Raw genomic sequence first — 14892 nt, forward strand, 5'->3', positions numbered from 1 at the left:
TACAGCAGTACCTCTATCGTACTTTACTCTATTTTTAAATTTGTGTTTTCTTGTGATTACAATATCCCTGAAGATAATTGTAATTCACTTTGTCCCAATATGTCAATGAACTTTCGGTGATTCACCAATGACAATAAAATTATCAATGATTCCTCCTCAATACTTGAAGATATAAATATCTCCAGGCATTGCCTGGTGGAGAATATCGGAGTCGAACCGATGACCTCCTGCGTGCAAGGCAGGCGCTCTAGCCAGCTGAGCTAATCCCCCGTCTTTTAGTGATCAGTTAACAGTTATTAGTTAACAGTACTTATAACGGCTATACTCAACCTCTAAAATTTCCTTTCAAGTGATACTAATTTAAATTAGTATCCTCAATTTTAATGAACGTATCTTGATTAAATAAATAACCAAACTTTAAGCTTGTAGTCTCAGGCAGACTCGAACTGCCGACCTCTACATTATCAGTGTAGCGCTCTAACCAGCTGAGCTATGAGACTCTCACTTAGCGAATCCTTTAACAGACTCTATCAATATTATAATAACATAATTATAAGACAGCAATTTGAACAATTAATAACTTAAAAATACAAGGACTAGAACTCTTTCGTATTTTATCATTGAGATGTTTTTCTCTAGAAAGGAGGTGTTCCAGCCGCACCTTCCGGTACGGCTACCTTGTTACGACTTAGCCCTAGTTACCGATCTTGCCCTAGGCCGCTCCTTACGGTGACGGACTTCAGGCACTCCCGGCTTCCATGGCTTGACGGGCGGTGTGTACAAGGCCCGGGAACGTATTCACCGGATCATGGCTGATATCCGATTACTAGCGATTCCAGCTTCACGGGGTCGAGTTGCAGACCCCGATCCGAACTGTGACCGGTTTTATAGATTCGCTCTCTGTTGCCAGATGGCTGCTCTCTGTACCGGCCATTGTAGCACGTGTGTGGCCCAGGACGTAAGGGCCGTGATGATTTGACGTCATCCCCACCTTCCTCACGGTTTGCACCGGCAGTCTCGTTAGAGTCCCCATCATTACATGCTGGCAACTAACGACAGGGGTTGCGCTCGTTATAGGACTTAACCTGACACCTCACGGCACGAGCTGACGACAACCATGCAGCACCTTGTAAATTGTCCGAAGAAAAGTCTATCTCTAAACCTGTCAATCTACATTTAAGCCCTGGTAAGGTTCCTCGCGTATCATCGAATTAAACCACATGCTCCACCGCTTGTGCGGGCCCCCGTCAATTCCTTTGAGTTTCATTCTTGCGAACGTACTCCCCAGGTGGGATACTTATCACTTTCGCTTGGCCGCTCAGTCCGAAAACCGAACAGCTAGTATCCATCGTTTACGGCGTGGACTACCAGGGTATCTAATCCTGTTCGCTACCCACGCTTTCGTCCATCAGCGTCAGTGTATAGTTAGTGACCTGCCTTCGCAATCGGTATTCTAAGTAATATCTATGCATTTCACCGCTACACTACTTATTCTAGCCACTTCACTATAACTCAAGACCGCCAGTATCAAAGGCAGTGCATACGGTTGAGCCGCAGCATTTCACCTCTGACTTAACAGCCCGCCTACGGACCCTTTAAACCCAATAATTCCGGATAACGCTCGGACCCTCCGTATTACCGCGGCTGCTGGCACGGAGTTAGCCGGTCCTTATTCTTACAGTACCGTCATCAATCTACACGTAGATCTTATTCTTCCTGTATAAAAGTAGTTTACAACCCATAGGGCAGTCTTCCTACACGCGGCATGGCTGGATCAGACTTCCGTCCATTGTCCAATATTCCTCACTGCTGCCTCCCGTAGGAGTCTGGTCCGTGTCTCAGTACCAGTGTGGGGGATCTCCCTCTCAGGACCCCTACCCATCGAAGTCTTGGTGTGCCGTTACCACACCAACTAACTAATGGGACGCATGCTCATCTCTTACCGTAACCTTTAATATATAAGTGATGCCACTCATATACCACATAAGATATTAATCCAAATTTCTCTGGGCTATCCCTTAGTAAGAGGTAGATTGCATACGCGTTGCGCACCCGTGCGCCGGTCGTCAGCGGAGCAAGCTCCCTGTTACCCCTCGACTTGCATGTGTTAGGCCTGCCGCTAGCGTTCATCCTGAGCCAGGATCAAACTCTTCATCGTTGTTTTGTAAATATTATATAACATCCTAAACCAACAATAAAATCATCCGAATCCTAGCCCTTAGTATTCTTTAAGCTAATTCTTTAATTCAATTTATTTAATTACCGTTTCCAGTAATTAAACGCTGTCTTACAATATGTCAATGAACTTTTATTTCGTATTTCTTAACGCTTATCTCAGTATCGTTGTTTCCCTAAGCGGCTGCAAATATACACCCTCTTTTGAAACCTACAAGCGTTTTGATGAAGTTTTTTTAATAAAATTTAAAACCTTTTCTCATCACCCACTATAACAATACGTTACGCCTGAAAATTATTTTAATAATAATCTCAGTAAAAAAATTAGGGTCTTAAATTTACATTTAATTAACCATATAAACAAATGTAAACATCTATTTCTTTTGACCAGACCACTTGTCTGTTAATTGGGAGTAATCAAAGTTTAAAGCAGATTTCTGTCTTTCTATTCTAAACTGAGAGAAAGCGCGCTGTAATATGTCCTCTATTAAGTAATCTTCATGGACCAAATCTGGATGAAACTCTTCCTTAAGACTTATCTTAAACATTTTTGCCGTAGCGTTATACCAGAAAGCACGCCAACCATTCCTTAATTCTTTCACCAAATCAAAAGCAGTATTGCCCGTTTGACGATGTATAAGCTTAACCAATATCTGTCCTTCCGTACGTGTTAGCTTTTTTAACTCATCGGAAAACTCTCCTTCAATATATTTCTGAATTTCTCTAGTGTACTTTCTTTTATGCGAGTTTTTTGTAATCTTGGTCAAACTATCATTCAACTCCGTAAGCCTATCTGCCGCTAATTTCGCATAAGGATACACCTTAAGTGTTTTCCTCCTTAATATATAGTACCGTAATTTCTCTTCGTAGCTTGAAAACTTAAGTTTACTAAAAACATAATATTCATCTAGCGCAATAGTACTTTGCATAATTGAATCTCCTTCTATAATAATCATATTTTCAGCAATGGAATCTAAAGGGGTTTCCTCTTCTTGCCCAAAGCAAAAAGAATACACAAGCAACAAAAAGCTTAATAAAAAGTTCTTTTTCATCTTTAATATTATCACGTATTGAATATCAAAATTAATAATAAACTACAGCATTGCTATCAAATAAAAGTGAATATTCTTAACTTCGTTAGAAAATATACACAAATGAGTACAAATAAGATACTGACTAAAAAATCAATTGATTTTTTAGAAAAATACCTAAATAACGCCTCCCCTACTGGTTATGAATCAGAAGGACAGAAAATTTGGATGGAATATCTAAAACCATATGTAGATACGTTCATTACCGATACCTACGGCACTGCTGTAGGAGTCATAAACCCTGATGCAAAATACAAGGTTGTTATTGAGGGGCATTCTGATGAAATTTCATGGTATGTAAATTACATTACCGATGAAGGATTAATATATGTGATTAGAAATGGCGGAAGCGATCATCAAATTGCACCATCGAAATGGGTAAATATTCATACCAAAAAAGGCATTGTAAAAGGAATATTTGGCTGGCCCGCTATTCACACCCGTGATAACTCAAAAGAAGAACCACCAAAATTAGACAACATCTTTATTGATATAGGTGCTAAAGACAAAAAAGAAGTCGAAAAAATGGGAGTTCATGTAGGATGTGTTATCACATACCCTGATACTTTCCAGATTTTAAACGGAAACAAATTTGTTTGTAGAGCGATAGATAACAGAGCTGGTGGCTTTATGATTGCCGAAGTAGCACGTCTTTTACATGAAAACAAACAAAAATTGCCATTTGGACTTTACATAACCAATTCTGTTCAAGAAGAAATTGGACTTAGAGGTGCCGAAATGATTACGCAAACTATTAATCCGAATGTTGCCATAGTTACAGATGTGTGTCACGATACCACTACCCCAATGATTGACAAGAAAAAACAAGGTCATACTGAAATAGGTGCTGGCCCCGTGATATCTTACGCTCCTGCAGTACAAAACAAATTACGAGAACGTATTATTGAAACGGCCGAAGCTAATAAAATACCTTTTCAAAGAATGGCTTCTTCACGTTATACCGGTACGGATACAGATGCATTTGCATACAGCAATGGCGGTGTTGCTTCTGCTTTAATCTCTTTACCATTACGTTACATGCACACTACTGTAGAAACAGTACATCAAGATGACGTAGAAAATGTGATTAAACTTATTTACGAAACAATCTTAAATATAAAAGACGGAGAAACGTTCAGTTATTTTGAATAATATATCCTTTACTAAATCCTCCTCAAAAGGGAGGATTTTAATATAACAGTATGGATGAACTCATAGACATATTAGATGCTGACGGAAATAAAACTGGCGAGACCGTTTTAAAATCTATTGCACATAGAAACGGAATTTTTCATCAAACGGTGCATATCTGGTTTTATACTAAAAATCAACATATCTTATTACAACAACGAGGGAAAGACAAAACCATTTTTCCTTTATTGTTTGATGTTTCTGTAGCAGGACATATTGCTTCTGGCGAGGAAATTGAAGACGCTGCAGTTCGAGAAGTTGCTGAAGAAATAGGACTAAATATCTCCAAGAGGGAGTTAAAAAAAATAGGTGTATTTAAATCTATTCAAAACCATAGCCCAGAATTGATTGATGCTGAGTTTCATCATGCATTCATTGCAGAATTAAACGTACCACTACAGGAGCTTACAAAACAAGAAAGCGAAGTGGAAGATTTACAACTCACCTCGCTTTTAAAATTTTCGGAAGAAACTTGGGGTATGGCTAATCTTAGAAAATATGTACCACACTCCGTTCAATATTACAAAACGGTGATAAAATCAATTAAAAAAGAATTATAGTTTTTTTATAAATTCCTCTACCTTATCCAAACTATACGTTTCTTGCGATCCCTCTTTCATATTCTTGACTACAAAAGAATTATTCGCTAATTCTTCATCCCCTATCAAAATCACAAAAGGTACATTCCTATTATTTGCATATTTCATTTGCTTTTGCATTTTTGCGCTATTCGGGTAGACGTCTGCCTTAACCCCTTGCTTTCTTAATTTTGTTACAAGCTTTAAAGCCGTCAAAGCTTCTTGATCTCCAAAATTAACACAAAGTACCTGTAAAGATTGATCTATAGCTTCAGGAAATAAATTTAATTCCTCTAAAACTAAGTAGATTCTATCTAATCCAAAAGAAATACCTACTCCACTTACATCTTTCAACCCAAATATACCCGTTAAATCATCATAACGACCACCGCCACCAATAGAGCCCATCTTTACTCCTTCTGGAGCTCCAACTTCAAATATAGCCCCTGTGTAATAATTAAGTCCGCGTGCTAAAGTAACATCTATAGCCAAAGTTGCGGTTTGCAAACCAAGCTCAGAAATTGTTTCCATAATAAAACGAAGTTCCTGTACCCCTTTTGCTCCTTCTTCTGAAGTTGCCAATAGTAATTCAAGGGCATCTAACTGCTCTAAATTTGTCCCTTTTAAAGAAAATAATGGCGAAGCTTTTTCTATAGAAGCTTCTGAAATACCTTTTTCTAGCATTTCTTTCTTTACTCCCTCTTCTCCTATTTTATCTAATTTATCTAAAGCGACTGTAAAGTCTATCAAATTATCTTTAGCACCAATTACTTCTGCAATACCGGCTAAGATTTTTCTATTATTCATTTTGATAGTAACCCCATCTAACTTCAAATCAGAAAAAACAGCATCGTATAATTGCACAAACTCCACTTCTTGCAAAAGGGAATCTGAGCCTACTACATCTGCATCACATTGATAAAATTCTCTAAAACGTCCTTTTTGAGGACGGTCTGCTCTCCACACCGGTTGAATTTGATATCTTTTAAACGGAAAATCTATTTCATTCTGATGCATTACTACATAACGCGCAAACGGCACGGTAAGATCATAACGCAATGCTTTTTCTGATATTTTTGAGGTTATTGCATTTGAATTCTTAGCAGCATAGGTTACATCATCTACTTTATTCAAATAATCCCCAGAATTTAATATCTTAAAGATTAAACGGTCTCCTTCATCTCCATATTTACCCATTAAGGTATCTGAATTTTCAAAAGACGGTGTTTCAATGGGCTGAAATCCGAAAGTTTGAAAATTCTTCTTTATGCTATCAAATATATAATTACGTTTTACTACCTCTGAAGGTGTAAAATCTCTGGTTCCTTTTGGAATAGATGGTTTTTGTGCCATTTAATGTTTTAAGTTCTTGTCTTCAACTATGTTCAGACATTATAATTATTGCTACAAGTGATTTTCTACTGTATCTTGACATTGTTTTAAATAAATTAAAACACTCTTGATTATGCCTAAAGATTATACTACAACGTAAATATCGACTTATCCAATGACTTTTTCAAACCACTGATACAGCTCTCCTTTGGTTATTACGGCACCTTTTTGAATAAGCTCAAACTTATCAAGGTTTTTATCGTCCTTATACGCTTTAGAAGCAGAAAGGTATTCGACAAAATCTGATTGCCAGTTTTTCTTAAACCACTTAAAGCCTACTTCTGTGGTTAGATCTATCTCAGGATTCATCACCTTAACAGATATCAATTTCATTTCTTTATCCGTTAAGTGAAATAAATGCATTTGCTGTGTTGAAATATTCTCCACAAAATCTACTTTGTTTAATACGCCTTCCCACACCAAATCTGAAAAAACATCTAATTCTTCTTCTGCTACTTCTGGCTTATTGCTTTTAATATTTTCCCACTCCCCTCCTGTAATAGATTGAGTCGCTAAGAAATTAATAAATTCCTGCTGTAATTCTTCTAACTGCTGCTTTGTAAGTCTTGTATACTTCATTAGGTCTTTATAATTTTTGATTTACGAATAGTTCTGAAATCAAAATCTAGGCAAAAATAAAAAGGCTGTACAAATTGTACAGCCTTTTTTAGATTTAATATTATTTATTTTCACTAGAAGATATAACGCAAACCAAATTGTGCTTGCCATCTTGATAATAAACTAGCATCATAACCGTATGTTTCCGTTAAGCTAGGATCAAATGTATAGGTTGGCGTATTTGTAGCATCTACAGAAACACCAATTGGACTTACATTATTTGGCTGTTGAACAACTCCCCAATCAGAACTAATTAAATTACCAATGTTCAGCACATCAATACTAAACTGAATTTTATTATTGTTATCAAACTTGTAATCTTGTAGAAATTTAACATCCCACTTCCCTCTCCATGGTGCTAAAGCGCCATAACGTTCCATATAATCACCTCTATTATCACTTAAATAATCATCTTGTTGGATATACGCTTCGAAAGCTTCTGCTTGTCCTGCTCCTGAAAATTGCATTTGACCAACTTCTGCCGCTGTAGGAATGTATAATAAATCGTTGTTTTGACCTGAACTATCTCCATTTATATTACCCGCATATGTATAATTATACCTAGCCCCTTGCGCATATTCAAAGAATGAAGAAATTGTTGTATTCCATTTGCCCTTACCATATCCGAAATTTTTAGATAATACTCCGATAAAACGATGGGTATCTCCATAAGCCGAATAAGATAATACATCTGCATTTGCATCACCAGCAGTTGGATTAAAATCAAAAGCATCTCCTGTTATCTCTGCTTCAATAGAATTTACTTCTTTTGAATCCAAATAACTGTACGCCGCCATTATATATAAACCATTATCGAAAGTTTTTTGCCCTTTGAGAGAGATATTAAACACTCTACCTTTATCTGAGTTCGTAAAAACATAAGCATTATTACCCACATAATCATCTGATTCATAATAAGTTCTATTATCTCCTACACCATTCAAGGTTCCTGAAGGATCTCTTAATCCCCAGTTTTGAACATGAGCTGCATTTAAATCTTTAGTATAAGAAACATCTAAAGTACCGATAATTCCATTTTCAAAACGTTTATCAACACCTAAATTAGTTCTCCATACTTGAGGAAATTTAAAATCAGGATCTACTATTTGAAAAAATCCATCATCAGCTCCACTTACTTGATTACCGATCCACACAAATGGTAGTCTACCGGTAAAAATACCTGTTCCTCCACGTAATTGAATAGCTTTATCTCCTTCAATATCCCAATTAAAACCAACTCTTGGTGATATTAACCAATCATTATTAGGCAAAGTTGTAGAATCTAAAGTGACATCTTCGCCTGTGTTTGGATTATAATATTGTATAGAAGTATCTCTTCCTGCTCCACCATTGTCTGTATCGATAAATTTTTGAATTAAATCAGCTGTATCAAAATATAGAGGCTTATCAAAACGAATTCCATAAGTTAATTTAAATTTATCCGAAGCATTCCATTCATCTTGTAAATAAAACGCAACTTGTCCCACATTTAATTCCGAAAGTTTCCAACCACCATCATTCCCATCACCTGCTACATTTGAACTATCATAAACATTTTGTGCATTTGCCAAGTTAAATGCTAAAACACCATCAGGGTCAGCTGCATCTGCTAAAAAATCTTCTACAGATGGGTAAGGACCACCAAAACCAGGTATATTAAAAGTACCTCTATAGGGGAAAGTAAAAACATCATAAGCTGCCAAGTTAAAAGAATTTTTAAATTCAAATTTTTCAAACGAAACTCCAATAGTATACGTATGATCTCCTTTAAAAATATTTAAGTTATTTGTAAACTGAAATACTTTTTGATCTAATTTATTATTAATTGAAAATGGCTCATGACCAGCAATAATATAATTTGAATTATTACCATCTTGAATAGTAATAACTGGAGCAGGCACTGAAAGTGGATCTCTAAAATCATCAAAATGAGAATAACCAAATTGAAACTTATTAGTTACTGAATTAGATAAGGTTGAGTTTAATTCTAACTGAAACGAATTTAAATTATTATTTATCTCGTAACCAGAGTTCTCAAATTGTAAGGTTGTAAAACTTGGACCTCTATTTGTTAATGCTGTTGGATGCGCTGGTTTTTCCGCAGATGATCTTAAAAAATTATAAATTAATGCTAAACGGTTTTTATCATTAATATTCCAATCTAATTTAAACAATCCTTTTGTTGACTCTGAGCCATACGTAAAACCTTCATAGCTACCTGTATCATAACCCAAATCAGCTAATGCAGATTGCACAGCTATTAAGTCGCTTTCCAACACTCTAGATTCGTTAATTGCACCTGACCCCGTATTTGGAACCCATCCATTGCTCCCTAAATCATCTCTTTCATCTTTCTCAAAGTTTGCAAAAAAGAATAATTTATTTTTTACAATTGGCCCACCAATACTAACACCGTATTGATTTTGAGACAATTTTGGCTTTGTAACATCTTCTCCTTTAATTTTACCACCTGTTAAATCTTCATTTCTAAAAAAACCATACACAGTACCATGAAATTCATTGGTACCACTTTTAGTAACTGCATTTACTGACGCTCCAGTAAAACCAGATTGCGTTACATCATATGGAGCTGTAGATACTTGAATTTGTTCAATAGCATCTAAAGAAATAGGCTGAGAACCTGTTTGCCCTCCTGGAGTAGGAGAATCTAAGCCAAATGGATTGTTGAAAATAGCGCCATCTAGAGAAAAGTTATTGTATTGATCATTACGACCACCAAAAGAGTTACCACTAGCCGTAGGTTCTAATCGTGTAAAATCTTGTGCAGATCTAGAAATTGTTGGTAGACGTGTTAATTCCCTACTACCAACACTAGTTTCTGCTCCAGTACGTCCACTACCAAAAGTTCCACTTTGATCTGATACGACCACAACTTCTTGCAATGCCTGACTATCTGAAGCCAAAGTAACATCTACATTAAAGGTCTGTCCTAAAGTAAGATACACGTCTGACTTTGATTGTGTTTTGTAACCGATATAAGAGATTGAAACCTCGTAAGGGCCACCTACTCTCAAATTTAACAAATTAAATCTACCGTCCTCATTAGATATAGCACCATAAGTTGTGCCTGTTGGTGTATGAACGACTACAATGTTAGCGCCAAATAATGGTTCATTAACATCATCAACGATAAGACCTTTAATATTAGAGGTCGTTACCTGGGAAAATGCTCCGAAGGAGACAAATAGAAGCACAAAGAATGCACAAGCCTTTTTAAACATAATTGAGTGAGTTTATAGTTTAAAACGAATTTAGCGCAAAAAAAAAAGAGTCATGCGAACATGACTCTTTTTTATAAAATATTTGTTAACTGTTTGTTAACAATTTTCTATTTGTTACCAACTACTTCAAAAGCAAAATCAACAACAACATCTCTGTGTAATCTGATTTGAGCATTGTAAGGGCCAGTTCTCTTGATAGCTCCACCTGCGATTGAGATGAATTTTTTCTCGATATCTTGTCCTTCTTTAACTAAAGCTTCAGCCAAATCAATGTTAGTTACAGATCCAAATAATTTGTCACCTGCACCAGATTTAGCAGAAATTTTAATTTCTAATTGTCTTAATGCTTCCGCAATTTTATTAGCAGCATCAACAATTTTCTTTTCTTTATGAGCTCTTTGCTTCAAGTTTTCCGCTAATACTTTTTTAGCAGAAACAGTAGCCATAGTAGCTAATCTATTAGGAATAAGGAAATTTCTTCCGTAGCCGTTTTTCACAGTTACTAAATCATCCTTAAAGCCTAAATTCTGAACGTCTTCTTTTAATATAAGTTCCATTGTCCGTTTTTTTTTATTTTAATAAATCACCAACATATGGCATTAATGCTAAATGACGAGCTCTTTTCACAGCTACAGCCACTTTTCTTTGGTACTTCAATGAAGTTCCAGTAAGTCTTCTAGGAAGTAACTTACCTTGCTCATTAACTAATTTAATTAAAAAGTCTGGATCTTTGTAATCTACATACTTGATACCAGATTTCTTAAAACGACAATACTTCTTTTGAGTATTTGTATCGATATTTAGAGGAGTTAAATATCTAATTTCTCCGTCTTTTTTACCTTTTGCTTGTTGTTCTATTGATGACATAACTTAAGCTTTAGTTTTTAACTTTGTTCTTCTTCTTTCTGCCCATGAAATAGCATGCTTATCTAACTTTACAGTTAAGAAACGCATGATACGCTCATCTCTTCTGAATTCTAATTCAAAAGGGGAAACAACTTCTCCTGTAGAACTAAATTCAAACAAATGGTAAAAACCACTTTTTTTGTGTTGTATTGGATAAGCCAATTTTTTTAGGCCCCAATTTTCTTTAGATACCATTTTGGCATCTTTGCTAATTAAGAAATCTTCAAATTTCTTAACTGTTTCCTCTATCTGAGTATCAGATAGAACGGGATTCAAAATGAAAACAGTTTCGTAATGATTCATATTAATATATTTTTAAGAGCGCAAAAGTAACAATAATTCTGAGTTTACACAAGATTTCTCTAAAAACTTCGTTATAAGATTCAGTATGTATAAACTTAACCTAAAAAAATAAACTTAACCTAAATTTTGATCATGTATTTTGCTGATTACACAACAAATTATACCATATTCACGTCTTTTGTTGTAGTTCATCGTGTTTTTTCAGTACTTTGCCTATGATTTAACCCCACAAATCAACCTTTTATGAAATTAAGAAGTATAATTGTAGACGATTCATCCATGCAGAGGATGGCAGTTGCTAAATTAGTAAACAATCATCCAAACTTAGCGTTGGTAGCTGAATACAGCAATGCAATTGAAGCAAAAAATGGAATTAAGAACAATGAAATTGACCTTATATTCCTAGATGTTGAGATGCCTATTATTAGTGGTTTTGATTTACTTGAATCATTAGACAATAGACCACAGGTAATATTAATTACCGGTAAACCAGACTATGCACTTAAAGCTTTTGAATATGATGTAACCGATTATTTGCATAAACCTATTACTATGTCAAGATTTGATGCCTCTGTAAAACGAGCCGTTGCAAAATTTGAACAGTTACATAGGATAAATGAAGATGAAGAGCATATTTTTGTAAAAAGTAATCTTAAAAAAAGAAAGGTTATTTTAAACGATATTAAATGGATTGAAGCTCTTGGTGACTATATTAAATTAGTTACTGATGAAGCTAATATTGTAATCTTATCTACAATGAAATCCTTTGAAGAACAATTACCAGACGATAAATTTTTAAGAATTCACAAATCTTATATTATCAATTTAGAGAAAGTAGAGAAGTTCAACAGTAAAAATGTTGAAGTAAGTGGGCGCTCTATTCCTTTAAGTAGAAATAAAAAGACTGAATTAGCTGAAGCACTTAACAACGTCTAAATTAGATATAATCTACATTATAGATTACTCGTACACTAGCATACTGCGAAATAGCATTAAAAGATTTTTCAATTCTTTTAATGCTATTTTTAGTTTTAGCCAAAGCCTGACCATTAGGAATTTTTATCAAAACATGTTTTAAATACTGGTTTCTAATTCTAGACACCGGAGGGAACTCAGGACCTAACACATGAATACCAAAGGCATTACGCAACCCTTTAGTAAACCACTCCGCAGCTTCATTTAGTTTATTGTAATCTTTATGTTTAAAGGTTACTTTTATAATTCTATTTACTGGAGGGTATTTATATTGCTGCCTTTCATACAACTGTTCCTTAAACATTCCTTCATAATCTCCCGTAGAAACTTGTTTTAGAATCTGATGGTATGGATTATAACTCTGGATAATTACCTTGCCTCTTTTTTTAGTTCGCCCCGCCCTACCCGATACTTGAGTAAGCAATTGGTAGCTACGCTCATGAGCTCTAAAATCCGGAAAATTTAGTAACGTATCCGCATTCATAATCCCAACTAAATTTACATTTCTAAAATCTAATCCTTTTGTGAGCATTTGCGTACCTACCAAAATATCTATTTCTTGCTGCTCAAAAGCTGTAATTATTTTTTCATACCCATATTTCCCTCGTGTTGTATCAAGATCCATACGACCAACCTTTACCTCAGGAAATAAAGTATTCAACTCTTGCTCTACTTGTTCTGTTCCAAAACCCTTAGTATCTAGTGTTGCACTTCCGCATGCCTCGCAAGCTAAAGGCACTGCAATATTGTAACTGCAATAATGACATCGGAGTTGTTTTTTATGTTGATGATAGGTTAAACTAACATCGCAATTGGGACATTGAGGAGAGTGCCCGCAAGTTGTACATTCCATGATAGGTGCATATCCTCTTCTATTTTGAAATAAAATTACTTGCGCTCCATTTTCTATCGTTTCTTTAATTTCATCCAGTAAGCGCTCAGAAAAATGACCTTTCATTCTCTTTTTTCTAGTCAACTCCTTAATATCAACCAGTTCTATATCTGGCATGAGAACATTGCCAAATCTTCTTAAAATACTAGCATAGCCATATTTACCGGTTTGTGCATTGTAATAACTTTCTACACTAGGTGTTGCCGAACCTAATAAAATTTTAGCTTTATGCAGTTTCCCTAAAACGATTGCTGTATCTCGTGCATGGTAGCGCGGCGCAGGATCATATTGTTTAAATGAACTTTCATGCTCTTCATCAATAATAACCAAACCTAAATCTGCAAAAGGCATGAACAATGCCGATCTTGCTCCGATTACGATTTGTGCCTTTGCTTTATTTGCCAAAACATTGTTCCAAACCTCTACGCGTTCTTGAACGCTATATTTAGAATGATACACGGCCACTTTTTCTCCAAAATATTCCTGTAGCCTAGAAATTAACTGTGTGGTTAACGCAATTTCAGGCAACAAATACAAAGCCTGTTTATTAGAACGAATACACTCTTCTATTAATTTAACATAAACCTCTGTTTTTCCCGAAGATGTTACTCCGTGCAATAAGGTCGGTAGATTTTGTTCAAATCCTTTTTTAATGTCTTTTAGCGCTTCTACTTGATATTCATTTAATGATTTTAAACTTTCGTTTTCACCATCCTCAAGATATACCACTCTATCTGTCTGTATAAAATATTCCTCAAGAATAGTTTTATCTATTAATGTTTTTATAATAGCCGAAGAACTTTTACTTGCCACTTCTAGCTCAGAAACTTTGATTGGTTTTTTAGTAGTCGCTTGTAATTGAAATAATGTAAGTACCACTTGACTTTGCTTAGGTGCTCTCGTCAAGGTATTTAATAATTCTTCTAATTTTTCTTCGGATTGATAGGCTTTCCCCATACGAACATAGCGCAGCATTTTTGGCTTATACTGTTCGTATACTTCTTCTTTCAGAATGATAATATTCTTTTTTAAGAGTCGGTTTAACACTGGAAGCACATTCTTTTTTTCTAAAATGGCGCTTATTTCTTGCACTCGTAATATAGATTGATGTTCTAAAGCTTCATAGACTAAAAACTCATCATCTAAAAGCTCATTTTCATCAGCTTGAAAGTTCTTGTTCTTTAAAATTAAGGTTTCACTTTCTAGCAAGAAAGCATTAGGTACAGCTGATCTAAAAACCTCACCTACACTACACATATAATAGGTTGCAATCCAAAACCAATGTTTTAATTGCGTGGCAGTTACCAAAGGAGTTTCATCTAATATTTGATGAATTTCTTTTGCTTCATACACCGCTGGAGGTGTTTGATGCACTTCATGCACCAAAGCAGTATATATTTTAGATTTCCCAAATGGAACAGCGACCCGCATTCCTGGTTGTAAAAAATCGGCTTCTGCATCGGAAATACTGTATGTAAACAGTTTTTCTAACGGTATAGGAAGAATTACATTGATAAAATAAGACATGC

11 protein-coding genes, 2 tRNA genes and 1 rRNA gene are annotated in these 14892 nt (G+C 35.3%); 3 read left to right on the forward strand and 11 right to left on the reverse strand.

Annotation, left to right across the window (positions count from 1 at the left end; all coding sequences use genetic code 11):
* Window positions 1-193: 193 nt before the first annotated feature.
* The 4 genes from GQR94_RS00095 to GQR94_RS00110 all read right to left on the reverse strand — a co-directional run bounded on the left by GQR94_RS00095 (window position 194) and on the right by GQR94_RS00110 (window position 3227).
* Window positions 194-270 (reverse strand) — tRNA-Ala (locus GQR94_RS00095).
* Window positions 271-426: 156 nt separating this feature from the next.
* A tRNA-Ile gene (locus GQR94_RS00100) sits at window positions 427-500 on the reverse strand.
* A gap of 139 nt (window positions 501-639) precedes the next feature.
* Window positions 640-2158 (reverse strand): 16S ribosomal RNA (locus tag GQR94_RS00105).
* A gap of 391 nt (window positions 2159-2549) precedes the next feature.
* On the reverse strand, window positions 2550-3227 hold the full coding sequence (locus tag GQR94_RS00110; protein ID WP_158973422.1) for a DUF4294 domain-containing protein: 678 nt from the start codon (window positions 3225-3227) through the stop codon (window positions 2550-2552).
* A 102-nt stretch (window positions 3228-3329) separates the two neighbouring features.
* Here GQR94_RS00110 and GQR94_RS00115 point away from each other — a divergent pair, with 102 nt between their 5' ends.
* Window positions 3330-4418, forward strand: coding sequence for a M42 family metallopeptidase (locus GQR94_RS00115; protein ID WP_199271510.1), 1089 nt, complete (start codon window positions 3330-3332; stop codon window positions 4416-4418).
* Between the two features lie 50 nt (window positions 4419-4468).
* Window positions 4469-5017, forward strand: coding sequence for an NUDIX domain-containing protein (locus GQR94_RS00120; RefSeq protein ID WP_158973424.1), 549 nt, complete (start codon window positions 4469-4471; stop codon window positions 5015-5017).
* Here GQR94_RS00120 and hisS read toward each other — a convergent pair.
* The 6 genes from hisS to rpsF all read right to left on the reverse strand — a co-directional run bounded on the left by hisS (window position 5012) and on the right by rpsF (window position 11496).
* Window positions 5012-6388, reverse strand: coding sequence for a histidine--tRNA ligase (gene hisS, locus GQR94_RS00125; RefSeq protein ID WP_158973425.1), 1377 nt, complete (start codon window positions 6386-6388; stop codon window positions 5012-5014). The genes GQR94_RS00120 and hisS overlap by 6 nt on opposite strands.
* A 147-nt stretch (window positions 6389-6535) precedes the next feature.
* A complete protein-coding gene (locus tag GQR94_RS00130) occupies window positions 6536-7006 on the reverse strand; it encodes a DUF6495 family protein (RefSeq protein WP_158973426.1) in 471 nt (156 codons plus the stop codon).
* A gap of 113 nt (window positions 7007-7119) precedes the next feature.
* The gene (locus GQR94_RS00135; RefSeq protein WP_158973427.1) at window positions 7120-10287 is read right to left on the reverse strand and encodes a carboxypeptidase regulatory-like domain-containing protein; all 3168 of its coding nucleotides are present in this window, start codon (window positions 10285-10287) and stop codon (window positions 7120-7122) included.
* 107 nt (window positions 10288-10394) lie between these two features.
* A complete protein-coding gene (gene rplI / locus GQR94_RS00140; RefSeq protein ID WP_158973428.1) occupies window positions 10395-10844 on the reverse strand; it encodes a 50S ribosomal protein L9 in 450 nt (149 codons plus the stop codon).
* A gap of 13 nt (window positions 10845-10857) precedes the next feature.
* Window positions 10858-11154: a 30S ribosomal protein S18 gene (gene rpsR / locus GQR94_RS00145; protein ID WP_013548888.1), complete on the reverse strand. Its 297-nt coding sequence runs from the start codon at window positions 11152-11154 to the stop codon at window positions 10858-10860.
* Between the two features lie 3 nt (window positions 11155-11157).
* Window positions 11158-11496 (reverse strand): 30S ribosomal protein S6, encoded by a 339-nt coding sequence (rpsF, locus tag GQR94_RS00150; RefSeq protein WP_013548889.1) that lies wholly within the window; start codon window positions 11494-11496, stop codon window positions 11158-11160.
* A 243-nt stretch (window positions 11497-11739) separates the two neighbouring features.
* Between rpsF and GQR94_RS00155 the strand changes: the two genes are divergently transcribed.
* Entirely contained in the window at window positions 11740-12432 is a 693-nt protein-coding gene (locus tag GQR94_RS00155; protein ID WP_158973429.1) for a LytTR family DNA-binding domain-containing protein, read from the forward strand.
* A 1-nt stretch (window position 12433) separates the two neighbouring features.
* Here GQR94_RS00155 and priA read toward each other — a convergent pair whose 3' ends face one another.
* Window positions 12434-14890: a primosomal protein N' gene (priA, locus tag GQR94_RS00160; RefSeq protein WP_158973430.1), complete on the reverse strand. Its 2457-nt coding sequence runs from the start codon at window positions 14888-14890 to the stop codon at window positions 12434-12436.
* Window positions 14891-14892 lie beyond the last annotated feature (2 nt).

Source organism: Cellulophaga sp. L1A9 (assembly GCF_009797025.1).
Classification (GTDB): domain Bacteria; phylum Bacteroidota; class Bacteroidia; order Flavobacteriales; family Flavobacteriaceae; genus Cellulophaga.